Below are 26045 nucleotides of genomic sequence, written 5' to 3'. Positions count from 1 at the left end.
TGCTGCTATTGTTCTCGGACAGGTGTGTGATGTTTATGAATGATTACCCATGCAGGAGATATGTACTCTATGTCATTCCCAAGACAAGATGCTCTCATCAGATTGAGATTTCATCAGGAAGAATAGTGTTGGGCACTTGCGAAAACTCTTCACTACTCATGCGATCAGATAGGTAGCGGGCTGGAGGCTTGCCTACCGCCTTGCGGAACATGGTGATGAACCCACTGGCGTTTTCATATCCCAGCTCTAATGCCACTGTTTGCACGCTTTCACCTTTGGTCATACGTTGAAGTGCAAGGATCACGTGCAGCTGCCGACGCCAGCGTCCGAAGCTCATTCCAGTTTCATTCAGGAAACGTCGACTCATACTTCGTTCACTCATACCAATGTAGACGGCCCAATCCGCTTTTGTGGTTTTATCAGTCGGGTTTGCCAATAGCATTTTCGTGAGTTGGCGCAATCGCTGATCGCGTGGCATAGGCAAATGTAAGTCTTCTACTGGGGCTGCCACTAACTCGTCGAGCAATGTGGCAATTAGTCTTTCCTCTGGTCCGCCCAAAGCGTACAACTCAGGAAAGCCTACAGCTTTCAGCAGTAACTCACGTAGCAATGGTGATACCGAAATTGTGCAACAAGTTGTTGGAAGCTCTGCTGCTGCATCAGGTTTGATGAATAAGCAATAACATTCGGTATTACCGACTCCTCTTGCGGAGTGTGGTAAGTCTCCAGGTATCCATATTGCACACTGCGGCGGTACGATCCAAATACCATTTTCGATTTCACAGTTAAGGATGCCGCGAACGGAGTAAATGAGTTGAGCCTTGTGATGTTGATGTCTCGCATTTTCCCAGCCTTTGGTTACTGAGGTGGCGCTCAAAGCTACAACAGGTCGAGGTACGCTATCGACATCTCTAGGCGGAACCAAATCAGTGAGGGTAATGTGTGACATGACGTATAAAACCTCGGACGGAAGATGAGGTATTGGCCTAATTGAAAAATATTATGATGAACTTGGGCAATAATGTCTAATGATTCAGTTGGAGTATGAATATATAAAGATATTAGATCTGGTTATTGAAAGTAATTCTCTTATTCACTTGACGAATTGTGTTGTTAAGTATTAATTAATGCTTATGTAATAGTGATTTAGTTAGAAAGTTGGGGTTTGAGAATAGCGACGCTAAAATTGCATGCGAACTCAACCCTAAATAGACTATTTATAAATGTTAAGAATAGCTTATTTTCTTGTTTTCATTATCAGACTACTTTTTGGCGTAACTATCTTGCAAAGTAAAATCGCCTGATATGTACCGAATTTAAATTAATAGATATGGATAGTTCATGAATTTAATAAATCACTGTAGTAAGTTATTTCTTGCAATTTTTCTTATGATGAATCTTTCAAATACATATGCAGCAAAGATGGAGGCTGTAGATGCGGAAGTACAGGAGAGTGCTGTAGATGCAATGGAAGCTGCTGGAGCAGAAGCTGTAGAGGCTGATGGAGGGGAGACTGCATGTCGTGCTGACGAGGCTTGTGATGTTGCATCTGCTGTTTCTGAGGATGAAATGTACGGTGGCATTCAACAGGAATATGTCGTAAAAGGCTGCAAGGTAACAATCTACAACGATGGGCCTGTGAAAATGGTCAATGTAAAGACGGATCAACCATGTGATGCTCCACTTCCTAAAGACCATAAATTTTCTAGATAGACTTTGTGTACCTATAAATTATTTTGTTCGCCTTTCTGTTTTTTCTCAAAATCATGAACCATTCGAATACGCTCTTCGGTTGCAGGATGAGAGGATAAAGTATCAAGAACAACTGAAGATAATTTATTAGCTGAAGATTCTTCCTGAGAAGTTGGTGGGTTGGACTGATTTTTTTTATCGATACCTTCTTCTGTTGTATCGCTTAAACGTTGTAAGAAATTTGCAAAGTGCGAGACTTCTATATGCTTCCTATCCATCAACTGTAAAGCATATAGATCGGCTTCGGACTCAAATTTACGTGAGTAATTTGCACCAATCATAGCGGCAGGTAAGGACGTAAATAAGTCTGAATTATCTCCTGTCATTGCAATGTATAATATACTTAGGCCTAAACTGGTTAACCCTTGTTGCAAACTATGGCGATAAACCAAATGGCCTTGTTCATGGGCTAATACGCCTAAGATTTCCTGATTCGTATGTGCCAATTTGATCAGTTCATCTGTGATAATAATCGTATTATTGGGTAGCGCTACAGCATTAGCCCCTAACTGGTCGCCTTTACGGAAGACTAATTTGGCTGGTTTGTTTTCAGCAACAGTATTCAAATATTGTTTAGTAATTTGATCTTTTTGAGTTTGTGCTAATTGGCTGGGTGCAGTCCAATTATTTAATACATAATTCTCGGCTTCATCACCTAATTTCTTTAAAGTATTCTCAGGTAACTGAAAAGCAAGATAATGGGACGTTGCTGGAACCCCCCATTTGACTAGACTGATCGCAAAAGTAATCACAAAAATTACACTAAAAAGAATAAGACCCGGAGAGCGTTCAAATTTCCAGATCGAATGTTGAACCTTTTTAGTTGTGTAATTAAACCATTCAGGTAATGCACTATGAAATTCAATTCGTGCATCATCAGATAATTCAATTACTGGGTGTAACTGTCCCAGCGCACCAATCAATTTCATATCAGTATATTGATAATGACGCTGAAGTTCTAATTGCTCACCATACCGAATTAGAACTTCAGATTCAGATTGAGCTGAAATCTGAGCAGGGTATGGTTTAGACACTAGGCCATCATAGAAAGTGATATCTACTGCGTGGGACATAAATTATTAAACTCAGATTATTATAAAGAGATGTCGATATCAAAAATATCACTGATTTCTTCAGCTAAAGCACTTTGCTCTTGTTGGGCTAGATTCATCATTTGATCTGGATCATCTAATAAAATTAAACTCATCGATTCAATCTGGTATTTATGAATACGAACTGCAGCCCAAGCAGACATTAAACCTATGGATAAGATTTTTACAATCCAGTTTGATGCTACAATCCATGCAAAACGCCATTGATTACAGTCTGTTTTAAATTGACTGTTTCCAACTGTAGTATTGTTCCATGTCGTAATAAAAATACGTGCAGCGATTAATGGATAAATAAATAATCCAATAAATGCATATACCGTAAATATTCCGAAGAATATAGCGTTTGGTGAGAACCCAGAAATTGTTCCTGCCATAGCAAAGTAAATGATTGAAAAAATAGCAATTATACCAATTGCAATAAAAACTGGTATATAAACTGCAGCCATATATGCAGACCATTTCGCGTTTAATTTAAAATTTAATTGTCCAGCATATAAGTTGTTAAGATAATATTTTTTATATAGCCAAATAGCTACAGGTGTAAAGATTCCTAAAGTGAAAATATATACCAATATACTCAAAAGAAAGACTTTATAAGATTCTTTTATCGTTCCACCAAAATAAAAACGTGCGTTGCCGAACTTACTATTTCTTGCAGTAAAACGCAAAGTAGCGCGAATTAGCCAAGGTACTGCTGCATATAATGCAATTAGTCCAACCACAGTCGCAATCATTGAATACTGTGATGAAATTGCAAATACGACGTAAATTCCTAATGCAATTAAACGTCCAATCAAAATCTTGGTTGGAATCCCTGTAAAATCAAAGCGGCGTTCAAAAAATTCTGTATTGCCATAGAAATAGCGTAAGCGACGAACTTTAGCCCAAGGTGCATATAAGCTTAAAGTAATAATAGTCAAAAGAATATTAACGATCCAGATTCCAAAATATTCTGAGGCATTCCCATGAAACTTAAAATGATGAATTCCTGAGTGTGAAATTGGTGGAGTTGTAATATTTTGATCCTCATTTACATCTTGAGGAAGAGAGGTTAAAGCTTGGTCTTGCATTTTATTCTCTTTATTGAAAATATATGATCTTGATTGAATGTAATAGATAATTAGAAAACTATTGAGAATATTATATGTTTTTTATAAATTGAAATAAATAGAATGAAAAGCAAACAGCAATACCACTCGTGTCTTTCTGTGGCGAAACGGGAGAAAAAATCTTTTATTTTATATAAAGCTTCTTGTTATTTTAGTTGAGAATAATATTGTTTTCGCCAATCAAGATAGTTTAAATCTAAATAATCTTCATTCCCCAATTTTATGGAATAGTATGATCGCAAGGCTATTTCAAAAGCGCCTTCATGGTGTAAAAGCTCTGCAACTTGCTGCATAGTCAATCTACGTAATAAATTATGATAAAACTTATTCACTATTTTATCTGAATTTTCTTTATCTTCTTTAAATATTGAACTTAACTGAGATGATATAGCATCGAGTAAGTGAGGAATATTACATTCAATAATAAAATCACTTTCTAATCTCTTTTCTAGTGTTTCTTCTGCAATTGAGTGGATTATCAGTTTCGATATTATTTCTGAAGATTGTGAAAGAATCATTATTTCTCCTTTTTCTTCCAAATTTTCAAGTATTTTACTTACCTTATTTATATAGTCTTGATGAGTGTTCGTTAGCATTAAATTTTTAGTCTTATAGATTGTTATTAATATTATAAAATTTTCAATAATTAATATAGTACCCCTTATACGAAATACGGGCACAAACCCAAATCAATAAGCCTATAAATCGCTAAATTATTGTGACTTTATAAACCCCACTTTAACAATAACTCATTCATTATTTATCCTTACTTTTTAATGATCTAATTTAAAACAAATGTCATTTTGTGTGCTTGACTGTAAGAGAGTTGAATACTATTCTTCGCATGCTGGCCACATTGCCAGTCGGTTGTCGCAGACCGTCTCATAGAAGCATTAAAGGTTTTATACCTTTAGTGTCTAGCCCCTCGTGCCCCCTCTACGGTGGAACGGGAGGGGGACACCCACGGGTGTGCTGGATCTATGACCAGTCTGCGAACCCCCTTTCGTTCTGCCACCATAATTTTAATGATTTGGCAGAACTCCCAATAAAAAGGAGTTGGCTTTGCACATTCATTATTTCTTGGCAGTGGCTGCCAAAGTCTATGTCGACACAACTTAAAAATTTAAAGCAGCTTGAACGCCATAAGGTTTTCAGGCTTTAAGTCATTTTTACTTAAAACTTAGCAACTACAAAACTTGAGATGTGCCAAGCACCGTCTTACGGCTTTGCTGTGCCTTTTTTCTCCCAGAAAGGGCACAGGCTTTTTATCTCATTTAGAAACAACAAGAATTTATAACGGTAAAACGATGCCAACTTTAGAAATATCTTCCAAAAAATTACAGGTTATTCAAACTGCCATCCAACTTTTTACCACGCATGGATTTCATAATGCAGGCGTAGACCTGATTATCAAAAAATCCAAAATTCAAAAAGCGACGTTTTATAACTACTTTCACTCGAAAGAACGCCTTGTTGAAATGTGCCTAATCTTTCAAAAAAGCCGACTCAAAGAAGAAGTACTGGCAATTGTCTATTCACATCGCTATCCAAACGCAGCCGATAAACTCAAAGAAATTGTCCGCTTACATGTCGATGTAAATAGCCTTTACCATCTTTTGTTTAAAGCCATTTTTGAAATCAAGCTGCTTTATCCTCGAGCTTACCGCATGGCGATTGAATATAGAAAATGGCTACTTAAAGAACTTTTTGATTTGATATTTAGTTTAGAAAGTCGTGGCTTAAAAGCTGATGCAAACATGATTTTATTTATGATTGATGGCGCAATCATCCAACTTTTAGATCCAAATAAAGCTAGTGAAAGGGAGCAATTGTTGGATTATTTTTTAAATGTTTTGGAAAGAAGTTTGGTAACTGTATGATTAAGAGTATAAAAAAGTATATTAGTTATATTAATAATATATTCTATATCAGTAATTATATTATCTAACTTTTTATTAATTTTTACTTAAGCTCTTGTAATTGTAGTGATTCATTTTATGAGATGGTGTTTTATAAGGTGTTGATTTTTTAATCTTATTATATAGGCTCTAGAAAGTTATTATTTGTAAAAGGCTAGATTTGAAAATAGACAAATCTGTCTATTTTTTATAAAATATAGTAGTTTATAACTCAGATTTATAAAAAAAGTGATGTTTAATAATATCTTTCAAATTTTAGAGAATTTTGGTTTTCTTTCAAAACATCGTTCGGTATACCTTCAATTTTCAGATGCATCCCTGAATAGTCAAGTTTTTTTACAACGTATAGATGGGCAACATTATCTTAATCAGGGCATAACTGCAGATTTGATTTGTTTATCAACCAATGCTCATCTTCCACTTAAAAAATTTATAGGTGTACAGGTTTCTGTTGATCAGGTGACAGATCAAGGACAATTATTTCGTACTACAGGTATTATTACTGGAGCATCACAGGGGCAAAGTGATGGTGCTCTAACTTTATATAAACTCACAATAAGTGATTCAACTTATCTTTGGCATAAACGCAGAAATAGCCGTGTGTTTATGAATAAGAGTGTGAAAGAAATTAGTGAAATTCTTTTTCAAGAATGGCAAGGTAAAAGCCCATTATTTGCTGCTAGCCTCACACTAGATTTGAGTGGGTTAAAACAGCAATATGATACTCGTCCTTTCGTTATGCAGTTGAACGAAACTGACTATGACTTTCTAACTCGTTTATGGCGAAGTGAAGGTATTAATTGGCTGATTGATGAAGCGGAACTGATTGTACCGAATAATACAGATCATATTCAGGCACAAAAATTACGTCTCATTGATGATAATAACCAATTTCAAGCGCTGACAAGAAGAACGGTTCGTTACCATCGAAGTCATGCAACTGAACAGTTTGATAGCATGACTAGTCTAATCGCTGGTCGTAGTTTACAGCCGACTTCTGTGTATGTGCAGCGTTGGCAGTCAGATGTATTACAACAAACAGATGGGGCTGGTAATGTACAAAGCAAACATCAACATAGCAGTAATTATGACAATCAGAGTTTAAGTCTTGAAGATGCTTGGCATTTTAGCCCAGCATGGATACAAGATTTGAAAGGTGAAGATGGTGCAACACCAGCAAGTGGTCAGCAGCTAGAAAAGTTCAATCAAAACTTAAGTGCTTATCATGATGCTCAATCTAAGCAGTTTGTTGCTCAAACTACTATACGGGATACACAAGTCGGCTATTGGTTTGAACTTAATGAGCATCCGGAAATTGATCTACATAGTGGAGCAGACAAAGAGTTCTTAATTATTGGTAAGAGTTACTACAATCAAAACAATTTACCCAAAGATTTAAATCAGCAAATTCAAGCTTTGGTTCAACAAAGCGATTGGCAGTTGGGTAACACAGAAGAACGTCAGGGTAATGAGCTGATTTTACAACGCCGCAATATTAAAATTGTGCCTGAATATCAACCATTACAAAATCGGCCTAAAGCTTCTCCTCAACGTGCGCGTGTCGTTGGTCCAGCGGGTGAAGAGATTTATGTTGATCAATGGGGACGCATTAAAGTTCGTTTCTTGTTTACCCGAAGTGATGACCATAACCACGATGGTGGAGCGGGATGTAATGACAATGATACTGATTCGGCTTGGGTCGATGTTTTAACGCCTTGGGCTGGAAAGGGTTATGGTGTACGTTTCTTGCCACGTGTTGGAGAAATCGTTGCTATTAATTTCTTTGATGGTAATGTTGATCGCCCATTTGTAGTTGGACGCATTCACGAGGCCGAACGTCATCCAACCCGATTTGACCAGAAAGGACAGTTACCCGATACCAAAAAACTAAGTGGGATTCGTTCAGAAGAGGTGGGTGGAAAAGGCTTTAACCAGTTACGACTTGATGATACGACTGGGCAAATTAGTGCACAGTTACAAAGTAGCCATGCTACTAGTCAGTTAAACCTTGGTAATTTGAGCCATCCTAAAGAAAGTGCGACAAGTGAAGGTCGTGGTGAGGGGTTTGAACTCAGAACGGATCAATGGGGGGCTGTTCGAGCTGGTAGTGGTTTACTCATTACTACTCATAAACAAGACCAAGCCCAAGGTGTACACCTTGATGCAAATAATGCCGAACAACAAATAGAGGATAGCCTCAACAATGCCAAAGCACTTAGTGAAGTTGCTAAAAATCAGCAAACCGATCCACTAGAAGTGCTTGAAAATCTAAAAACTTTTTTAGAACAAATTGAACAGCAAGATAAAGATAAAGCAGCTGTATTTAAGCAAGCTATTATGGTGTTAAGTGCACCAAATAGCATGGCTATAGTGAGTAACGAAGACATACATCTAAGTGCAGATGGCCAATTAAGCCAAAGTGCTGGAGATAGTATTAATTTAAGCACTCAAAAGAACATAATTGCACACGCACAAAATAAGATCAGTCTTTTTGCAGCCCAACAGGGAGCTAGGCTCTATGCAGGTAAAGGGAAAGTTGAGATACAAGCTCAAGCTGACGGAGCAGACTTAATTGCACGTAAAGGCGTTCAGATTATTTCTACAGAAGATCGAATTGAAATTACTGCCTCTAAAGAAGTTGTAATCACATCTGGCGGTTCCCAAATTAAGATCAATAGTTCGGGAATTTTCCCCGTCACAGGTGGGAAGTTTGAGGTGAAAGCTGGGCAGCATGTATTTACTTCTGGAGCAAGTGTGAGTGCAAATACTCCACAGTTACCTGTGTTGGGAGAGCTAAATCAGCATAATTTGCGGTATCTTTTGAAAGATAAAGAAGGTATTCCGTTTGCTCATCATAAATATATTGCTTTTATGCCAAATGGGAAAAAGCTGGAAGGTATCACTGATGAGAATGGATATACTCAGTTAATTAAAACAGTACGTCCAGAAGAAATATCTCTCCACTTGTATAACAATGAAGAAATTAATATAGATTAGCCATGACAAAATTCTATCCATACGTTGTCTTAAAAACAAATGTTAGCCCTAAGTTGTTAAAATATAATATTTATATATACAACACGGTACTTAACCAAGCTGAGACAGCTATTCTTTTTAAAGATACTGCTTTTAAGAAAATAGGTAATGAGCTCTATCAAACTAAATCGATTGAAATTGATAGTTCAAAAATAGGGTTAGAACGACTAAGAGATTGTGTGATTATTCTTAATTTATATCGACTAAGTACTTCTGGGCAAGAAAGTTTAGTAATGAGTCGCTATATCATTCCAGATAAAATTGAATCTTATCCTTACCCAAATCATGAAAAGAATAAAAATATTCCAGTAACAAAATACGTTGAGTCTACCGCTTTCACTAAAGTTGTTAAAGGTGATGTTTCTAAAAATAATTTTGAACTTGCTTTAAATCGAAATCGAATTTTTCAGTGCATTGATCCAGGATGTAAACCAGGAGAGGCAAAAGATCCTTTTTCTAAGGCCCAAATTGAAGCTGGTTTACAATCCCGATTAAATGAGCCTTTTCCTGATCAGGATTTTTCATCATTGTGTGGTGCAGCTGCTTACTTTTTTTGTCTAATAAACTTAAGTCCCTCTAAATATAAATTAGCAGTAAAACAACTATGGGAAACTGGTCAAACTAAAATTGGTGAACTCTCAATTCAACCTTCACAGGATGGATGTAGACGAGTAAAAAATTTCTATCGTCCTAATGGTATACCTAAAGTTCCTCCAATTGACTGGATTACACTTGCAAGTTTACGTGAGTCAGAAAATTTTAAATTAAAATTAGATGATCCCGGACATGAGGTAGCAGGGATTACGACGCCTAAGGAGTTAGAACGATGGTTTAGAAAATCAGGTTTTCACATAGCTGCCTCATACCCAATCAAAATGGGAGGGTATGATCGATATTTTATTTCTGACATTAACAGTAAATATGCTGGACCTGATTATTATATTGTGACTTTAATTTCAGCAAGTCTATTGGATAGTGGTATTAGTTCAGGAACTAAACTGGTTCCTGATCACTGGATTGTTTGGACCGATAAGTTAAGGAACTTAAATGGTCAACCCATTAATGAATCTTCAAATACATTTGATACAAAAGTAACACTCAAAATGTTTACTTGGGGTGAGAATAGAACAAGATTGAAGAAAGAATTATCTTTATATAGCTTTGATCGAAAGGTTTTTTTTGCACTTGTAATAAAAAAGGAAAATTTCTAATGAAAAATAGACTAATCTTCATTTTTTCAGTCCTATTGATGCTTACTGGTTGTGGTAAGAAATATACAATAACACCTGATAGTCTGCCTATAGCTCATGTTAATCAAAATTATCAACAAATTATTAATATTTCAGGTGGTAAAACAGTGGATAAATATGTGGATTTTAAAAATAATATTCCTGATGATTTAGGTATATCGGTTAGTCCAGATGAAAGTAGTGGCTATAATCAAATTACGATCAAAGGTATTCCAAAATATACAGGCGTATTTACTATTTATATTTCGACGGGATTCTATGCTGGTGGTGATGCTGAAATAAATAAAACCTATACTCTTAAAGTTGAGGAATAAATATTTTACATTTTAAGAATTTGTAGAATTAAACTTTTACTTCTTTCTAAATAAAAAATAGTCTATTACTTATAGGCTATTTTTTATTTACACTTTTTATAAATGGAAATTTAACAATAAATTTTAATATTTGAAAGCTTGCTTAGTCGCGGTAGTTAATTCCGAAAAAAAGTATTTTTTGCTTCAATTGTTAAAAAGGAGAAATTTTAATGAAAATTAAACTTATTGCTATTTTCTCAATATTATTGATACTTACAGGTTGTGGTAAGAAATATACGATTACTCCTGATAGTTTGCCTATAGCTCATGTTAATCAGGAGTATAGACAACTTATTCAGATTTCTGGAGGTAAAGTTAGTGATACAAGTTCGCCTTTAAAAACAGATATACCTGAAAATTTAGGAATAACAATTCAACCTGCTAATGATCGAGATGGCTATAATATTATTGAGGTCAAGGGTATTCCAAAGTACGAAGGTATATTTACAATTCATATTTGGGCTGGTTTTTATGCAGGTGGCGGCAAGGAAATCAAGAAAACATATACTCTTAAAGTTGAGAAATAAATATCTTACATTTTAAGACTTTGTAAAATTAAACTTTTAATCCTTTCTAAATAAAAAATAGTCTATTATTTATGGACTATTTTTTATTTATAGTTTTTATAAATGAAAATTTAACAATAAATTTTAATATTTGAAAGTCTTCTTAGTCGTGGTAGTTAATTACGAAAAAAGTATTTTCTGCTTCAATTGTTAAAAAGGAGAAATTTTAATGAAAATTAAACTTATCGCTATTTTCTCAATATTATTGATACTTACAGGTTGTGGTAAGAAATATACGATTACACCTGATAGTTTACCAATAGCTCACGTTAATCAAGAATACAAACAAACTATAGAAATATCAGGAGGAAAAGTTGTCGATCATTATGCTAAATTAGAAACAAATATTCCTAAAGAATTAGGAATAACAGTTCAACCTACTAATGATCTAGAAGGTTATAATGTTATTGAGGTCAAAGGCACTCCAAAGTATAAAGGTACATTTACAATTCATATTTGGGTAGGATTTTATGCTGGTGGAGGTAATGAAATTAATAAAACCTATGCTTTTACAGTTCAGTAAAAATTAAATTAATCTCCATATCTGTTATTGAGCTAGATTATCTGTATATAAAAATAGTGACGATCAAAAATATTATTAGATTATTTTTTATTTCTTTGCACTAGGAAAAAAGGCGAATGGGAAGGAAAGCAATCAAATCTGCTTACTTTCCTTACTTTAAAAATAAATTAAACCTGAACTTAATTTATATAAATATTACTTCTTTTGCTTAAAACGGTATTTACATTTTAGACAGCGATAATCTTGAAAAATATTCTTGTCGATTATTACGCCAGCTTTCTTACCAAAAATATTACCAACTACACCACCAGTAATTCCTGCACTAATGGCACCAACAAAAGTCCCTACAGTTCCGCCAACAATTACACCTAAAGGGCCAGCAACAGTACCAATAGCTGCTCCAACAGTAGCACCAGTCGCAGCACCACCTACAGTGCCTGCCGTTGTGCCGGCAGCTGTGAGTAAAACACCGCCAGTTGTTCTAAGTAATTTGTCATGGTCACGTGCTTCAATTTCTGTAGAACCACACTTAGGACATTGCAGAGCTTTTTCCATAAAATTTCCTGTCTTTCATCATTGAGTGACACAGTTGAGGGCTAAATCAGTAAAGTGGGTAAAGAGCCTGTCTTGCGATGCAGTATCTTTTGCCTATTGAGTGATTGTAACGATAAACTGGTCTGCTTTGATTTTAGCTGAACATTGACACAAATATTTATAGATCATGTAAACACTTGTACTTTAATAATTATCTCATTAAATACCAATGTTTAGAATGACTAAGGTTTACATATTCATGTGTCTAGCAGAGAGCAATTCAATAATGATGAATAGAATGTGAATGGTTTTTCTGAAGTTACTTAGGGTGACAAGCTGGTAAATGATAAAAGGCTTATCCAGTTTGAATAAGCCTTCTTTAAAGATTAGAGTGATTTTTTCCAACTCAGAAATTTATATAGTCCAAACATGAATGTAATCCAGATTGGAATTAAAATAACAGATTTTTCAAACTCTTGGGTCCACATGATATATAAAATCATACCAATAAAAATCAAAACGATATAGTTACTTAAAGGTGAAAATAGAGCAGGGAACTTGGCAACTTTATTTTCAAGTTTCATGGCGCGTTTAAACTTCAAATGTGTAAAGCTAATAATTGCCCAGTTTAAAACCAGCGCAGCCACAGCCATGTACATGAGATAGCTTAAAGCTTCTTCTGGAATAAAGTAGTTCAGCAATACACAACCGAAAATCAGAATAGAAGAAAAGATAACAGCAGGTGTTGGAACCCCTTGTTTGCTGACTTTTGTAAAAATTTTGGATGCATGGCCTTGTACTGCTAGACCATATAACATACGACTGTTTGCATACATACCGCTGTTATAAACAGACAGTGCGGCTGTTAAAATAATAAAGTTAAGCAAATGCGCTGCCCAACCAATGCCAAGCTGACTAAAAATCATGACAAATGGGCTTTTATCTAAACCACCAAGGTCAAGCTGATTCCACGGAATAAGCGACATGATGATAGCAAGCGAAGCCACATAGAAAATCAAGATTCGAAAGATGACTTGGTTAATGGCTTGTGGAATGCTTTTTTCTGGATTTTCAGCTTCAGCAGCAGTCATTCCAATCAGTTCAATTCCGCCAAAAGCAAACATTAAAAAGGCGAGCATATAAAATAGGCCCGAGAACCCATGCGGAAAAAATCCGCCATGCTGCCATAAGTTTGCAAAGCTAGCGATAGAGTCACTACCTGCGGTAAGCAATAAATATAAGCCAAACACGATCATGGCAATGACTGCTGCGACTTTAATAATGGCTAACCAAAACTCAGATTCACCGTAAAATTTAACGTTGCCTAAGTTCAAACATGTGACCAAAACAAAGAAAAATAAGGCTGATATCCAAGCAGGAATGTGGGGCCACCAGTAATGCACATATTTAGCAACTGCTGTTAACTCAGTCATCGCGACCAGAATATAGACCACCCAATAGTTCCAGCCCGATAAAAAACCGGGGAATTTCCCCCAATATTTTTGTGCAAAGTAACTAAAGGAACCAACCACAGGTTCTTCTACGATCATTTCACCCATTTGGCGCATAATTAAAAATGCGACCAAACCGACAATGGCATAACCTAAAATAATAGAAGGACCAGCAGACTGGATGACTTGTGCAGAGCCTAAAAATAAACCTGTCCCGACAGCACCACCCATAGCGATCAACTGGATATGGCGATTTTTAAGTCCGCGTTTTAATTGGGAAGATGAATTGCTCAAAATATATGCGCTGAATAAAAAAGCTGGCGCTATTGTAATAGATTGGGTAGGGATAACCTAGTTTGAAAAGGATTTTACTCAGCTAAATAAAAAGGATCCGTACAAAGCTATACGGATCCCTTTTTGAAATCAGTTATTTTAATAAATTAGAAAGATACCATTTTGCCCGGATTAATCATTGCGCCAATGCCATACATACTTTTTGCGAGTGGAATAACCACGGGTGCAAGGGTACGACCAAAAATAATATTTTGATGATCAATTTTAGATAGCATTTCGAAGTCGTTAGATTGCCCAACAAAGTCATTCGCGATGGCTTTACCAATACGTACTGTCTGAGCAACGCCGTGACCACTCCAACCATGAACAGCATAAATTGGGAATTTATTGCCAAACTTACGGCTATCGACTGCACCATTTACGGTTAAATCGGTCGTGCCACTCCAGACAAAATCCATCTCTAGATTTTTAATTTGAGGGAAAACCGTATGAATTCGATGTTCTAAATAATTTAATGTTTTCTCTGGTCCCCAGCAGGTTCCTGTACCTTGGCCACCAAACAATAAGCGGTTATTAAATACAGGACGGTAGTAATCAATTTGAAACTGAGTGTCATAGACAGGATGTCCAAATGGTAAAAGCTCTTTTGTATCAAGCTCTAGCGGGGCAGTCGTTGCAACATAGGTATAAAACGGAATAGTGGTATTGTTTTGTTCTGATAAAAGTTTAAACGAAGCATGGTGCACTGCTAAAACTACAGACTTTTTAGCTTTCACGACAGCATTTGCAGTTTGAACATAAATACCATCTGGTTTTTCTTCTATTGAAATGACTTCTGTTTGTTCATAGACAGAACCGCCGTTTTGGCAAAAGCCATAAATTAAGCCACGGTTCAAAGCTAAAGGATGGATTTGTCCTCCCAACTCATCAATTAAGCCACCTGTATAGTAATCCGACTTAATATAGTCCATGAGTTCATGTTTACCCACAATGCGGGTATGGTCTTCACCTAAATATTTTCGTGCGTCGGCGCCTTGTGTTAAGCCAACTAAATGTCCTTCATGAACGGCGGCAGTAATGTGACCATATTTTCGGTCAAAGTTAAGTTGGTATTTTTCTGAGATATCATCAATGAGTTGCATCGCTTCTGTAGAGGTAAAATGCCAGAGTTTTTTGGCATCTTCATAGCCTAAGCGATCGGCCATTTCTTGAGCTTCCCAGCGAGCTAAACCGGGGGTAAGTTGTCCGCCATTTCGACCAGAAGCTGCACTACCAATGCGATTTTTTTCTAATAAAACAGTCTCTACGCCTTGTTCAGCTAAATGTAATGCACTCGATGAACCTAATAAACCACCGCCAATAACCACGACATCACATTCAATATCAGCTTTTAAACTGTCAAAAGTATGCCAATCAGAAAGTGAGCTTTCATAGTAGTTTGCTGGATTATCTGCCGATGCACCTTCTACAGTTGTTGCGTCAAATTTTGCATGCTTTGGATTTAACCAACTCCACTCTTTGCCCACTTGTAGAGATTTACTTGGTTTATATTCCACGTCTTTTAAAAGTTGAGGTTTAGAAATAATTTTCATGACGAAGTTCCTTAAAAATTAATAAGCATTACTGATAGCAATACTTTGTTTTTTAATCGTTTTATAGATAAATAGGAGAATGCCCAAAGCTAACCAGAAACATCCAAAAATCAGTGAAGATGAGTCAAGATTAAGCCAGAGGCAAATAATGCTGAACACAGAAATAAGCGGTAAAAATAGGTTTAGAAATTTGTTTTTAAAACCTGCGCGCTGTTTATCTTTAATATAAAACTTCATAAAAACTGAGAAATTTACGGCTGTAAAAGCGACTAGCGCACCAAAGCTGATGAGGCTTACGACTTGGGCTAAATCTAGAAAAACCGCAGACATTGAAATAAGACCAACAAACAAAACCGAGAAAAACGGTGTACCTAATGAAATATGAATTGTCCCAAAATACTTTTTAGGGAAAATATTATCGGTACCCATTATATACAGTAAACGTGAAGCACTGGCATGAGAGGCAAGGCCAGAAGCGACAGTGTTCATAATTTGTCCGCATAAGAATACAGATTGGAAAAAAGCACCACCCACGTAAAGCACAATTTCAGGCAACGCTTCAGATGGATGCTGAAAGCGTAGATTGTTTGGAAAATAAAGTTGAATAAACCAAGCTGCTGTGAAGAAAATAAGTCCACCCGCAAGAGTTGTTAACATGACTGCGCGGGGAATATTTTTGGTGGGTTGTTTGGTTTCATTAGAAAGCGTGGTAACCGCATCAAAACCTAAAAATGAAAAGCACAAAACTGAGGCACCCGCAACGAGGGGGAGTAAAGATTGGTGCTCATGCCAGAGTGGCGCCAAAGTAAGCACATGCTCATAACCTTGAGTCGAGCCAATACCTTTAATCACTAAATAAACAAAAATGACCATAAGTATGATGGGGGCAAATACAAACAACAGGCTTAAATTGGCGAGTAATCGAATGCGGAAACAATTCACTAAAGTGACTAGGCTTGCCGATACAAGCACCCAGAACCAGTAAGGCAGACTTGGGATAAGGGCTGTGAGATAAATTGCAGCTAGCAAAACATTAATGAGGGGTAATAACAAATAGTCGAGTAGCGAACACCAACCGACAAAAAAACCACTTTTAGGCCCTAAACTTTCAGCGGTATAGCTATATGCTGAACCTGATTTTTCTGAATTTTGACTAAATCTTGCATAGCTCCAAGCGGTGAGTAGCATGGCGCCAAGTGCGAGTAAATATGCCAGTGGTACGTGTCCATTGGTAATTCCGGAGACAATACCGAAGGTATCAAATACCGTCATAGGGGTCATGTAGGCAATACCAATAATCGTGACTTGCCAAAGAGACAGTTTTTTTAAGGAAGACGTTTTATTTTCCATGTCATTTCAACCTCAAATTCGTTGTTTTGCTTTTCATCCGGAAAAGCGATGCTATTTTTGAGCCAAAACTTCCCCTAGACCTGAATAAACAAGTCTGTTTGGAGAAACTTTGAACAAAAGCTAGGGGCTGTTTCGCTTTAGTGATGCCCTAAAGCAAGATCAGATATTTATATTTTCGGCTTCACTCTAGATCACGACCAGTTGAAAAGATTGACACGGTCGTGAGAAAACCTGCTCATGGCTTTGGTCTTTAAATAATGTGCCTGTTCTGATGGTGATGTCATTTGAAGTAATCACTCGAGAAGAGTCGTTAATCACAATTGCTTTTTGCTTAATATTCTTGAGCTTCGGCATAAGAAGTTTTTCGAGTGCGGAAACTAAAATATCGGTAGCAATTACACCGATAAATTGATCACGAATCATGACCGGATGGGCAAGGGTGATGGTGTATGCACCATTGCAAATATAGTCGACATAGGGTCCATGGATGCACGGACTTTTGTTTTGAGCAGGCTTATGAAACCATTCGAAAGAGCGAAAATCTAAAAATCGCTGAGCATTTTGATAGTTTTCAAGTTTGGCTTGCTGTAACTGATCTTCTTTTTTATACCACCATTCGAGTGTCCAATAATCCTGTTCTTCTTGCGTTGCAGGGCTATAACTTGCAAAACCAATGCCTTGACTGTAATGGCTTTCCTGTAATGCCTTTTTAATTTCCTTTTGCAAAGCTGTGCGTTCTGAACCTGAAAGCTTAACGTCTTTTGTTTTTTCAGGTTCATGTTTCGAAAGAATTTTGCTCGCTTTAGTTGCTAGCTTTTCTGTAATGGCTGTCGTTTCTTCAACCACCGTCTTTAACAAATTTTGAAGCTCTTCTATATCTAAATGTTGGGTCATTCCTATAACTCCTAAAATTCCGTATTTCTCACTCGATATTTTATAAGTGCTCTACATTATTGTTTTTATTCAATAGATAACTTATATCGAAGCATTTGGTCTGTTAGCATCGAAATGATTTTTCGCGCTTGAATAACAGCATCATCTTCATTGCCTTGAACAAAAGATGATAAAAGTTGGTGGTGTTGAGCGACGACCAGTTGATGAAATTGATCATCTTGATAAAGCACTGCGATGAGCGGCGCCCATTCGGCTTGTATAGTTAACTCTTGATTTGCCAAGCGAGCTGATTGAGCAAAAGAGGTGAGTGTGAGCAAGCAACGTAAATCAAGTTGGGCACGAGTGTCTGCTTCAACGGCCTGTTCAAATTGATCGATAAGTTCTTTGATTTTGCCCAGTTCATATTCAGTGGTTCTTTGTGCTGCCAAATATGCAGCATGACTTAAAATTGCACTATGAAACTCGCCTAAATCAGCTAGATATTCATTGGAAGCTTGACGCAGAGGATGCTTATTTAAGAGTAAATCGGAAGGTAACTCGCAAACAAAGCTTCCGCCGTTTCGTCCACGTCGTGTATCAATCAAACCTTTTACACGTAAAGTATTTAAAGCTTCACGAACTGTAATGGGTGACACTCCCATTAAGCGAGCTAGATCCGCTTCGTTAGGAAGCTGTTCATTGCTTTTGAGCAATCCAGAGATAATTGCATTTTCCAAGCGTTCTACAACTTGTTCCGATCGAGTTGCCTGAGCGATAGGTGCAAAAATTATCGTATATGCTGACATGGCGAATTCTCTAAAAGCTAAGTCAGAGACTTAGCTTAATGAAACGGATAAATGGTTAAAACACGCCATATTGATGGACTGCCTGTTCATCTTCAGGCACAGCTGGTATTGCATCCCAAAGTTCAACAATTTTGCCATTATCTACACGCCATAATTCAAAATAGGCATGTCGATTTCCAGCAATGCTTCCCTCAGAATGTGTCAAGACAAATTGACCATCAGCAATGGAGCGATGAGTTTTGGAGTATACCAAACCTTGTCCTTCATTACGGATATTGTTCAAAAAATCAATCACTGCCTTAACACCATCGCCAATATCTGGACTATGTTGAATGAACTGATCGTCGTGGGTGTATTCTTTAAATGCTTCGTAGTTGCCATCAATTAATGACTTCTTAAAGAACGAGGTCACAATCTCGCGGTTTTTCTCTGGATCATGGTGAGTGACGATTTCAGTCGGACCATCTAGTTGGGTTCTACCACTCACATTCGGAGCTGCTTCTGCTACCAGTCCATCCCAATGTTCCACAATTTTGCCGTCTTTCACTCGGTAAATATCAAAGCCAACTAACGGGTTTTCATCTAATCCTTGAAAGCGGCCATGAATTGCAACCAAGTCACCATCTGCCAATACACGCACAGCTTCATGTTGCATGTCGGGGCAGTCTTCTACCAATTGGCGAAGGCCTGAAATGCCATTTGCAACGAGTGGTGAGTGCTCTATAAAGTCTTCAGAAAAATAACGATCCAGAGCAGTGGTGTCGTGCAAATTAAAAAGCTCGTGATGGGCTTTAGTCACCAAGTCTTTCATTTCTTGTTTATTCATTTTGATCTCCTTTCAAAACTCATTGTTATTATTCGTTTGAACTCATCACATGTTTAACGCGAGTATATTCTTCAAAACCGTAGCCTGATAAATCTTTACCATAACCTGACTTTTTGAAGCCGCCGTGTGGCATTTCTGCGGTTAAAGGAATATGGGTGTTAATCCAAACTGTACCGAAATCGAGTTCACGAGACAGACGAGTTGCGCGGGCATGGTCTTTGGTCCAAACACTTGAAGCTAAGCCATATTCAACATCGTTGGCTTTTTCAATCGCATCATTTTCATCTGTAAATTTTTGAACGGTAATCACTGGTCCAAAAATTTCATTTTGAATTGCTTCGTCGTGTTGTTTTAAGCCACTAATAACCGTCGGTTCAAAATAGAAGCCTGGACGGTCTGCCTGTTTCCCGCCCGTTTCAACTTTAGCGTGAGCAGGTAAGTTGTCGATAAAGGCTTTAACATTTTTCAATTGGTTGGCATTGTTAAGTGGGCCATAAAGTGCGTCTTGATCATCTGGATCACCAAAACGGGTATTTTTTGCAGCTTCAACAAGTTTAGCTAAAAACTCATCATGAACTGCTTCAGACACAATTACACGTGTTGCCGCAGTACAGTCTTGGCCTGCGTTGAAATAGCCCGTTAATGCAATCATTTCAACTGCTTTATCGAGGTCGGCATCTTCAAAAACCACTACAGGTGCTTTACCACCAAGCTCAAGATGAGCTTTTGCTAAATTTGCCGCAGCAGAAGCAGCAACTTGTAATCCGGCGCGAACTGAACCTGTAATCGAAACGAGAGCAGGGGTTTTATGTGATACAACTTTTGAACCGACCTGAGCTTGGCCTAACACCACGTTAAATGCACCTTTAGAAAAAAATGGTGCAGCAATTTCTGCCAGTAAAAGCGTACTTTCAGGCGTAGTATCACTTGGTTTAAGCACTACTGTGTTACCTGCGGCTAAAGCTGGAGCAATTTTCCAAACAGCCATCATGAGTGGATAGTTCCAAGGTGTAACTTGCCCAACTACACCGACAGGTTCACGGCGAATAGAAGAGGTTAAACCTTCTAAATATTCACCTGAAGCAGTGCCATTGAGTAGGCGAGCAGCACCTGCAAAGAAACGAACCTGATCTGCTGATGCACCCACTTCTTCAGATGCAATTAAGTGTTTTAACTGACCCGTATTACGACTTTGTGCCTCAATTAAACGATCAGCATTTGCTTCAATAGCATCTGCCAAGTTAAGTAATGCTTTTTGACGAGTCGATGGTGTACTGCGTCCCCAAATTTTAAATGCTTCTTTTGCAGCAGCATAAGCTGCATCAACTTCTGCCTCGGTTGCATTCGGCGATTGTGCATAGACTTCACCAGTGACTGGGCTTACCAAGTCGAAATAATCATTTCCTTTGCTAGCAACATATTCGCCGTTAATAAAGTGTTGTAGTTGAGTTTTAGCCATTTTTTATACCTTGTCCTTAGGTTTTAACATATAACATATAATACTATATGTATTATGTTTTAAATTTTCTGTCAAATGCTTTGATGAGGGGAGTAAGTGAAAAAAGTTGGAATTTAAATCAAATTGGATTTTAAGTTTTTGATTTGATTGTTTAAAAAATATTAAAAATTTATTGAAGATTTTTAGGAAAGATTCATTGTCGTAATAGTTCAATAGATTTGATAAAAAATAATAGAATAATTTTTCTAATCGAGAGCAGCTTGATGAGCCAAACATTGTGCTTAGCTCATCAATTTTTTGATCTTATGATTTGAAATTAAAGTGAATGATTAGGTCTTATGACTCGCAAGCAGAATGCTGGTTTCACTATTATAAATACCTGAAATATTTCTAATTCTTTCTAATACTTTATCGAAGTTTTCTAAAGTGTCAGAGCGTAGCTCAACCAAAATATCCCATTTGCCATTGGTTTTATGCAAACATTCCACGGCACTTTCTAAGCGTAATTCTTTAATTACAGACTGTGCTTTAGTGCCTTCGACCATAATGCTCATCCATGCACGGATGACGTTGCGTTCAGCATTCGGTTTAAAACGAACCGTATATCCGGTAATAATGCCCGAAGACTCAAGATACTCCATTCTCTTCTTGATAGTTGCTCTTGAAACGTGAACTTTTTCGGCTAACTCTGTAACAGACATCCGTGCGTTATCTTTAAGTAAACCTAAAATAATTTGATCAATGTTATCCATATTGTAATTGTCAATTATCAAATTGGTAAAAAATAATTCATTTTTGACTGAATTACAAATTTTGTGAATCAATTTGATTTTGAATAATAGGGTCATCAGTTAAGCCTAATAATTCAATTTAATGGACTAGATAAGATGAATAATTTTGCAGTTTCTCGTAATGACTTTAACGAGTGGATGGTTCCAGTTTTTGCGCCGGCAAATTTCATTCCGGTACGTGGAGAAGGTTCACGTATTTGGGATCAAGAAAATAAAGAATATATCGATTTTGCAGGTGGGATTGCAGTAAACGCATTAGGTCATGCGCATCCAGTGGCAGTGAATGCTTTAACAGAACAAGCAACAAAACTTTGGCATGTAGGCAACGGTTATACAAATGAACCCGTTCTACGCCTTGCAAAACAACTCACCGAAAATACATTTGCCGATAAAGTGTTCTTCTGTAACTCTGGTGCAGAAGCGAATGAAGCGGCACTCAAGCTAGCTCGTAAAGTTGGACTCGACAGCGGCGTTGCTGGCAAAAGTGGCATTGTGGCATTTAACAATGCGTTCCACGGCCGTACCTTATTTACCGTTTCAGCAGGTGGTCAACCTAAATATTCACAAGACTTTGCACCACTTCCAAACGGTATCAACCATGTTGCCTTTAATGATTTAGAAGCTGCAAAAGCGGTCATTAGTGAACAAACTTGTGCCGTGATTGTTGAGCCGATCCAAGGTGAAGGCGGCGTTATTCCTGCTGATATTGAATTTTTAAAAGGTTTACGTGCACTGTGTGATGAGTTTGGTGCATTGCTGATTTTTGATGAAGTACAAACCGGTGTTGGCCGTACAGGTGCACTGTATGCCTACATGAACTCTGGTGTTATTCCAGATATATTAACGACTGCAAAAGCACTAGGTGGTGGTTTTCCAGTCGGTGCAATGCTAACAACTGATAAATTTGCACCGCATTTTTCTGTCGGTACACATGGTACGACTTATGGTGGTAACCCGTTAGCGAGTGCGGTTGCTGGTGCAGTATTTGAGTTTATTAATACACCTGAAGTGCTGAATGGCGTTAAAGAGCGTCATGATTACTATAAAAACGCTTTAAATCAATTAAATGAAAAATATGAAGTCTTTAAAACGATTCGCGGTGAAGGCTTATTGATTGGTTGTGCATTAAAAGATGAATTCGCTGGTAAAGCAAAAGATATTAATAATCTTGCGGGTGAAGAAGGTTTATTGAGTTTGATTGCTGGTCCAAACGTTGTACGTTTTACACCGTCTTTAATTATTCCATTTGCTGATATTGATGAAGGTCTAAAACGCTTTGAACGTGCGCTTGCTCGCTTTGTAGAAATGCAAAAGGATGTACAAGCAGCATGATGATTATTCGTTACATTGAACCTAAAGATGTTAATGACCTTTATCTGTTGGCGCAAAAAGCAGGTTTTGGATTGACATCTTTGCAGCCAAATATGGAAAAACTTGCTGCTCGTATTGAACGGGCGTGTAAGACAGTCGCAGGCGAACTTCCAAAGGCAGATCAGGTTTACTTATTTGTTTTAGAAGATACTGAACTCAACAAAGTTGTCGGTGTTTGCGGAATTGAAGTTGCACTTGGTTTAAAAGAACCTTGGTATAACTTTCATGTAGGAACTCAAGTTCATGCATCTGAACCCTTAAGTGTTTATAACGCTTTACCTACTTTATATTTGAGTAATGACCATACCAACTGTAGTGAGCTTTGTACTTTATTTTTAGACCCTGACTATCGCTTAAATAAAAATGGCAAATTTTTATCTAAAGTCCGTTTCTTGTTTCTCTCAGCATTCCGTCAATATTTTGAAGAAACGATTGTTGCCGAAATGCGCGGATATTCTGACGCCAATGGGCAGTCACCATTTTGGAATGCGGTAGGTCATAAGTTTTTTAATATCGAATTTACCAAGGCTGATTATTTAAGTGGAGTCGGGCAAAAGGCTTTTATTGCTGAGCTGATGCCAAGACATCCGCTCTATGTCGATATGCTGCCTGACGATGCTAAAGCTGCGATTGGAATTGTTCACCCAAATACCCGACCAGCCTACAACCTCTTGCTTGAAGAAGGACTGCGCTACAAAGGCTATGTCGATATTTTTGATGGTGGCGCAACGCTGCAAGCAGATATCGAAAATTTACGGGCAATTAAAGAAAGTCAGTCTGTAACGGTTCAAATTGAACAACCTGAAAATATCGCTGTAGGGGATGAAGCTTACATTGTGGCTAATGATGATTATGAAAATTATCGCGCCATTCTTGTGTATAGCGAACCTCATCAAAACATATTGCAGTTAACAAAAGAACAAGCAAAACAATTGAATGTTGAAAATGGCTCTTTAGTTCGGGTGCTAAGTGTTCAAGTTAAACAAGTTTCGAGTCCAGAAGTGGTCAATAAACTCAAAGCGACTGAACATTCTCGAGTGGCTGTTAATTAAGCAAAAATTACTATACATTTCACCAAATTTAAGAAGGAATACTATATTATCGCTAGCGCAAGATAGGTATATGGATAAATACAATCTTGCTCGCTGAGCTGGAATTAATTAGCCTGTTTTTCTATATAAAAGGTAAATCAATAAAATATTTAATTAATCTATATATTTTAAATGTTTATTGAAATTATATTGAGAAAAACGGGCTAATATAATAATGAAGGAAAGGATTGATGATTAATTTTTATTGTTATAGGTAATAGCTTTTAAAAAGGAATTTATAAGGTTTTAAGTGGTTTAATAATATTATTAACATGATTTAATGGACTAAATTAATAATCATATAATTTATTTATTATTAAAGCATTTACGACGGTTGCTATAAATTGGAGTAAATATTACATGAGTAAGAATAACGGAAAGCAGTTCCTGGAAGGAGATCTTCTTGGTAGTCAACATATGACTGAACAAGAAGAAGAGAAATTGCAGCGCTCATTAACCAATCGTCATATTCAGATGATCGCAATTGGTGGTGCAATTGGTACTGGATTATTTATGGGTTCCGGGAAAACATTAAGTGTTTCGGGTACTTCAATTGTTTTAACCTATTTAATTATTGGTTTCTTCTTTTTCTTCGTGATGCGGGCAATGGGTGAATTGTTGCTTGCGAATACCAATTTTAAAACCTTCGCAGATTTTGCAACGGCTTATCTTGGCCCGTGGGCAGGGTTTTTCCTTGGTTGGTCCTACTGGTGTAACTGGATTATTACTGCGATTGCAGACGTGATTGTAATCGGAGGGTACATGCAGTTTTGGTATCCTGATTTACCTGTCTGGATTCCAGCATTTACATCATTAGCGATCTTAACCATACTCAACTTTGTGGCTGTGCGATTGTTTGGTGAACTTGAGTTTTGGTTCTCACTCATCAAAATTACTGCAATTATTCTGTTTATTCTGGCTGGTATTTATTTAATTAGTACCGGATTTACTTCTCCAAATGGGGTTAAGGCCTCAATGAGCCATTTGTTTGAAACACAATCTATGTTTCCTTATGGTGTAACAGGTTTCTTAGCTGGTTTCCAAATTGCCATATTTGCGTTTGTGGGCATTGAGCTGGTCGGTACAACTGCTGCTGAAACAAAAGACCCGCACACTTCACTTCCAAAAGCAATTAACTCTATTCCTTTACGTATTTTATTGTTTTATGTGGGCGCATTGGTTTGTATTATTGCAGTCACTTCTTGGGCTAAGGTTTCACCAGAAAAAAGCCCATTTGTAGAAATGTTTACTTTAGTTGGGTTACCAATCGCGGCAGGTTTAATCAACTTTGTTGTTGCCACTTCGGCACTATCTTCGGCAAACAGTGGAATCTTTGCGACCAGCCGTATGTTATACGGTTTAGCTTTAGACAACGATGCACCTAAAAGCTTTAGTAAGTTATCTAAAAGAAAGGTTCCAATTAGAGGTCTTGTATTTTCAATGGCTTGTGTAACGCTTGGAACATCAATTCTGTTTATTGTTCCAAATGTCATGACAGCATTTACGATTATCTCAGCGCTGACTTCAATTTTATGTATTTTTACGTTTATGTTGATTGTGCTTTCTTATATTTATTATCGTAAAAAAAGTCCTGAACTACACATTCAATCTCAATATAAAATGCCAGGTGGTTTATTTATGGCATGGCTGACCATGTTATTTTTAGTGTTTACTATCGTAATTTTGGCTTTAGACCATGATACTTTAATTGCACTTGAGTGTTCACCAATCTGGTTTATTGGTTTGTTTATTGCCTATAAATATAAAAAGAAAAAGATGTTGCAGCTTGATATTTTAAAAGCACAAAAGGTTGATTATATTTAAGTCGATTATAGTTGTTTTTATATTAAAGCTAGGTGGATGCCTAGCTTTTTTATTTTTATAAAATATTGAGATATATATTGTAGTTGTGTAAAATAGTGTGATTATACGTACAATTCTGTCTATAAAATGTTAACTAAGAATTTTATAACTTCTTCCCTTATTC

23 protein-coding genes are annotated in these 26045 nt (G+C 37.0%); 10 read left to right on the top strand and 13 right to left on the bottom strand.

Features of this window, described 5'->3' with window-relative positions; all coding sequences use genetic code 11:
- Positions 1 to 97 precede the first annotated feature (97 nt).
- On the bottom strand, positions 98 to 949 hold the full coding sequence (locus KTJ10_RS09390; protein ID WP_199978112.1) for an AraC family transcriptional regulator: 852 nt from the start codon (positions 947 to 949) through the stop codon (positions 98 to 100).
- A gap of 440 nt (positions 950 to 1389) precedes the next feature.
- Between KTJ10_RS09390 and KTJ10_RS09385 the strand changes: the two genes are divergently transcribed.
- The gene (locus KTJ10_RS09385; protein ID WP_199978126.1) at positions 1390 to 1713 is read left to right on the top strand and encodes a hypothetical protein; all 324 of its coding nucleotides are present in this window, start codon (positions 1390 to 1392) and stop codon (positions 1711 to 1713) included.
- Between the two features lie 11 nt (positions 1714 to 1724).
- Here KTJ10_RS09385 and KTJ10_RS09380 read toward each other — a convergent pair whose 3' ends face one another.
- From KTJ10_RS09380 to KTJ10_RS09370, 3 genes are all read right to left on the bottom strand, one after another.
- Complete coding sequence (locus KTJ10_RS09380; RefSeq protein ID WP_199978113.1) at positions 1725 to 2825, bottom strand: M48 family metallopeptidase; 1101 nt, start codon at positions 2823 to 2825, stop codon at positions 1725 to 1727.
- 20 nt (positions 2826 to 2845) lie between these two features.
- Positions 2846 to 3934, bottom strand: a complete 1089-nt coding sequence (locus KTJ10_RS09375; protein WP_069122592.1) for a YjgN family protein — start codon at positions 3932 to 3934, stop codon at positions 2846 to 2848.
- Between the two features lie 185 nt (positions 3935 to 4119).
- Positions 4120 to 4491, bottom strand: coding sequence for a hypothetical protein (locus tag KTJ10_RS09370; RefSeq protein WP_068611589.1), 372 nt, complete (start codon positions 4489 to 4491; stop codon positions 4120 to 4122).
- Between the two features lie 789 nt (positions 4492 to 5280).
- Between KTJ10_RS09370 and KTJ10_RS09365 the strand changes: the two genes are divergently transcribed.
- The 6 genes from KTJ10_RS09365 to KTJ10_RS09340 all read left to right on the top strand — a co-directional run bounded on the left by KTJ10_RS09365 (position 5281) and on the right by KTJ10_RS09340 (position 11620).
- Positions 5281 to 5853, top strand: a complete 573-nt coding sequence (locus KTJ10_RS09365; RefSeq protein WP_262441868.1) for a TetR/AcrR family transcriptional regulator — start codon at positions 5281 to 5283, stop codon at positions 5851 to 5853.
- 270 nt (positions 5854 to 6123) lie between these two features.
- A complete protein-coding gene (locus KTJ10_RS09360) occupies positions 6124 to 8889 on the top strand; it encodes a type VI secretion system Vgr family protein (protein WP_262441867.1) in 2766 nt (921 codons plus the stop codon).
- Positions 8890 to 8891: 2 nt separating this feature from the next.
- Positions 8892 to 10139, top strand: coding sequence for a hypothetical protein (locus tag KTJ10_RS09355; RefSeq protein WP_262441866.1), 1248 nt, complete (start codon positions 8892 to 8894; stop codon positions 10137 to 10139).
- Entirely contained in the window at positions 10139 to 10492 is a 354-nt protein-coding gene (locus tag KTJ10_RS09350; RefSeq protein ID WP_262441865.1) for a hypothetical protein, read from the top strand. The genes KTJ10_RS09355 and KTJ10_RS09350 overlap by 1 nt, the downstream gene beginning before the upstream one ends.
- Before the next feature lie 209 nt (positions 10493 to 10701).
- Positions 10702 to 11058 (top strand): hypothetical protein, encoded by a 357-nt coding sequence (locus KTJ10_RS09345; RefSeq protein ID WP_199978116.1) that lies wholly within the window; start codon positions 10702 to 10704, stop codon positions 11056 to 11058.
- Positions 11059 to 11266: 208 nt separating this feature from the next.
- Positions 11267 to 11620, top strand: coding sequence for a hypothetical protein (locus tag KTJ10_RS09340; RefSeq protein WP_262441864.1), 354 nt, complete (start codon positions 11267 to 11269; stop codon positions 11618 to 11620).
- Between the two features lie 195 nt (positions 11621 to 11815).
- Here KTJ10_RS09340 and KTJ10_RS09335 read toward each other — a convergent pair whose 3' ends face one another.
- From KTJ10_RS09335 to KTJ10_RS09295, 9 genes are all read right to left on the bottom strand, one after another.
- Positions 11816 to 12175 (bottom strand): hypothetical protein, encoded by a 360-nt coding sequence (locus tag KTJ10_RS09335; RefSeq protein ID WP_002120526.1) that lies wholly within the window; start codon positions 12173 to 12175, stop codon positions 11816 to 11818.
- Positions 12176 to 12540: 365 nt separating this feature from the next.
- A complete protein-coding gene (locus tag KTJ10_RS09330) occupies positions 12541 to 13899 on the bottom strand; it encodes an amino acid permease (RefSeq protein ID WP_262441863.1) in 1359 nt (452 codons plus the stop codon).
- A gap of 146 nt (positions 13900 to 14045) precedes the next feature.
- The gene (locus KTJ10_RS09325; protein WP_044099646.1) at positions 14046 to 15491 is read right to left on the bottom strand and encodes an NAD(P)/FAD-dependent oxidoreductase; all 1446 of its coding nucleotides are present in this window, start codon (positions 15489 to 15491) and stop codon (positions 14046 to 14048) included.
- An 18-nt stretch (positions 15492 to 15509) separates the two neighbouring features.
- Positions 15510 to 16841: an APC family permease gene (locus tag KTJ10_RS09320; RefSeq protein WP_174755632.1), complete on the bottom strand. Its 1332-nt coding sequence runs from the start codon at positions 16839 to 16841 to the stop codon at positions 15510 to 15512.
- Between the two features lie 186 nt (positions 16842 to 17027).
- Complete coding sequence (locus KTJ10_RS09315) at positions 17028 to 17735, bottom strand: cache domain-containing protein (RefSeq protein ID WP_199978118.1); 708 nt, start codon at positions 17733 to 17735, stop codon at positions 17028 to 17030.
- Between the two features lie 65 nt (positions 17736 to 17800).
- The gene (locus tag KTJ10_RS09310; protein ID WP_046813644.1) at positions 17801 to 18520 is read right to left on the bottom strand and encodes a FadR/GntR family transcriptional regulator; all 720 of its coding nucleotides are present in this window, start codon (positions 18518 to 18520) and stop codon (positions 17801 to 17803) included.
- Between the two features lie 55 nt (positions 18521 to 18575).
- Positions 18576 to 19346 (bottom strand): nuclear transport factor 2 family protein, encoded by a 771-nt coding sequence (locus KTJ10_RS09305; protein ID WP_016802970.1) that lies wholly within the window; start codon positions 19344 to 19346, stop codon positions 18576 to 18578.
- A gap of 28 nt (positions 19347 to 19374) precedes the next feature.
- Positions 19375 to 20805, bottom strand: a complete 1431-nt coding sequence (locus tag KTJ10_RS09300; protein WP_262441862.1) for a gamma-aminobutyraldehyde dehydrogenase — start codon at positions 20803 to 20805, stop codon at positions 19375 to 19377.
- 329 nt (positions 20806 to 21134) lie between these two features.
- A complete protein-coding gene (locus tag KTJ10_RS09295) occupies positions 21135 to 21557 on the bottom strand; it encodes an Lrp/AsnC family transcriptional regulator (RefSeq protein ID WP_002001056.1) in 423 nt (140 codons plus the stop codon).
- Positions 21558 to 21692: 135 nt separating this feature from the next.
- Between KTJ10_RS09295 and KTJ10_RS09290 the strand changes: the two genes are divergently transcribed.
- From KTJ10_RS09290 to KTJ10_RS09280, 3 genes are all read left to right on the top strand, one after another.
- The gene (locus tag KTJ10_RS09290; protein ID WP_262441861.1) at positions 21693 to 22928 is read left to right on the top strand and encodes an aspartate aminotransferase family protein; all 1236 of its coding nucleotides are present in this window, start codon (positions 21693 to 21695) and stop codon (positions 22926 to 22928) included.
- Positions 22925 to 24019 carry an arginine N-succinyltransferase gene (gene astA, locus KTJ10_RS09285; RefSeq protein WP_262441860.1) on the top strand — a complete coding sequence of 365 codons (1095 nt, stop codon included), beginning with the start codon at positions 22925 to 22927 and terminating at the stop codon, positions 24017 to 24019. The genes KTJ10_RS09290 and astA overlap by 4 nt, the downstream gene beginning before the upstream one ends.
- 399 nt (positions 24020 to 24418) lie before the next feature.
- Positions 24419 to 25882, top strand: coding sequence for an amino acid permease (locus tag KTJ10_RS09280; protein WP_262441859.1), 1464 nt, complete (start codon positions 24419 to 24421; stop codon positions 25880 to 25882).
- The last annotated feature ends 163 nt before the right edge of the window (positions 25883 to 26045 follow it).

This window comes from Acinetobacter sp. WU_MDCI_Abxc222 (assembly GCF_025514755.1).
GTDB lineage: Bacteria > Pseudomonadota > Gammaproteobacteria > Pseudomonadales > Moraxellaceae > Acinetobacter > Acinetobacter geminorum.
The sequence above is the reverse complement of the archived record's forward strand: the minus strand, read 5'-3'. Positions and strand labels throughout refer to the sequence as shown.

Excerpts from the sequence above, each read along its gene's own strand:
- astA (WP_262441860.1), top strand. The coding sequence starts at position 22,925 with ATGATGATTATTCGTTACATTGAACCTAAAGATGTTAATGACCTTTAT.
- KTJ10_RS09295 (WP_002001056.1), bottom strand. The coding sequence starts at position 21,557 with ATGGATAACATTGATCAAATTATTTTAGGTTTACTTAAAGATAACGCA.
- KTJ10_RS09375 (WP_069122592.1), bottom strand. The coding sequence starts at position 3,934 with ATGCAAGACCAAGCTTTAACCTCTCTTCCTCAAGATGTAAATGAGGAT.
- KTJ10_RS09390 (WP_199978112.1), bottom strand. The coding sequence starts at position 949 with ATGTCACACATTACCCTCACTGATTTGGTTCCGCCTAGAGATGTCGAT.
- KTJ10_RS09365 (WP_262441868.1), top strand. The coding sequence starts at position 5,281 with ATGCCAACTTTAGAAATATCTTCCAAAAAATTACAGGTTATTCAAACT.
- KTJ10_RS09300 (WP_262441862.1), bottom strand. The coding sequence starts at position 20,805 with ATGGCTAAAACTCAACTACAACACTTTATTAACGGCGAATATGTTGCT.
- KTJ10_RS09280 (WP_262441859.1), top strand. The coding sequence starts at position 24,419 with ATGAGTAAGAATAACGGAAAGCAGTTCCTGGAAGGAGATCTTCTTGGT.
- KTJ10_RS09370 (WP_068611589.1), bottom strand. The coding sequence starts at position 4,491 with ATGATTCTTTCACAATCTTCAGAAATAATATCGAAACTGATAATCCAC.
- KTJ10_RS09380 (WP_199978113.1), bottom strand. The coding sequence starts at position 2,825 with ATGTCCCACGCAGTAGATATCACTTTCTATGATGGCCTAGTGTCTAAA.
- KTJ10_RS09305 (WP_016802970.1), bottom strand. The coding sequence starts at position 19,346 with ATGAATAAACAAGAAATGAAAGACTTGGTGACTAAAGCCCATCACGAG.
- KTJ10_RS09310 (WP_046813644.1), bottom strand. The coding sequence starts at position 18,520 with ATGTCAGCATATACGATAATTTTTGCACCTATCGCTCAGGCAACTCGA.
- KTJ10_RS09360 (WP_262441867.1), top strand. The coding sequence starts at position 6,124 with ATGTTTAATAATATCTTTCAAATTTTAGAGAATTTTGGTTTTCTTTCA.
- KTJ10_RS09290 (WP_262441861.1), top strand. The coding sequence starts at position 21,693 with ATGAATAATTTTGCAGTTTCTCGTAATGACTTTAACGAGTGGATGGTT.
- KTJ10_RS09320 (WP_174755632.1), bottom strand. The coding sequence starts at position 16,841 with ATGGAAAATAAAACGTCTTCCTTAAAAAAACTGTCTCTTTGGCAAGTC.
- KTJ10_RS09350 (WP_262441865.1), top strand. The coding sequence starts at position 10,139 with ATGAAAAATAGACTAATCTTCATTTTTTCAGTCCTATTGATGCTTACT.
- KTJ10_RS09340 (WP_262441864.1), top strand. The coding sequence starts at position 11,267 with ATGAAAATTAAACTTATCGCTATTTTCTCAATATTATTGATACTTACA.
- KTJ10_RS09345 (WP_199978116.1), top strand. The coding sequence starts at position 10,702 with ATGAAAATTAAACTTATTGCTATTTTCTCAATATTATTGATACTTACA.
- KTJ10_RS09355 (WP_262441866.1), top strand. The coding sequence starts at position 8,892 with ATGACAAAATTCTATCCATACGTTGTCTTAAAAACAAATGTTAGCCCT.
- KTJ10_RS09315 (WP_199978118.1), bottom strand. The coding sequence starts at position 17,735 with ATGACCCAACATTTAGATATAGAAGAGCTTCAAAATTTGTTAAAGACG.
- KTJ10_RS09335 (WP_002120526.1), bottom strand. The coding sequence starts at position 12,175 with ATGGAAAAAGCTCTGCAATGTCCTAAGTGTGGTTCTACAGAAATTGAA.
- KTJ10_RS09385 (WP_199978126.1), top strand. The coding sequence starts at position 1,390 with ATGATGAATCTTTCAAATACATATGCAGCAAAGATGGAGGCTGTAGAT.
- KTJ10_RS09325 (WP_044099646.1), bottom strand. The coding sequence starts at position 15,491 with ATGAAAATTATTTCTAAACCTCAACTTTTAAAAGACGTGGAATATAAA.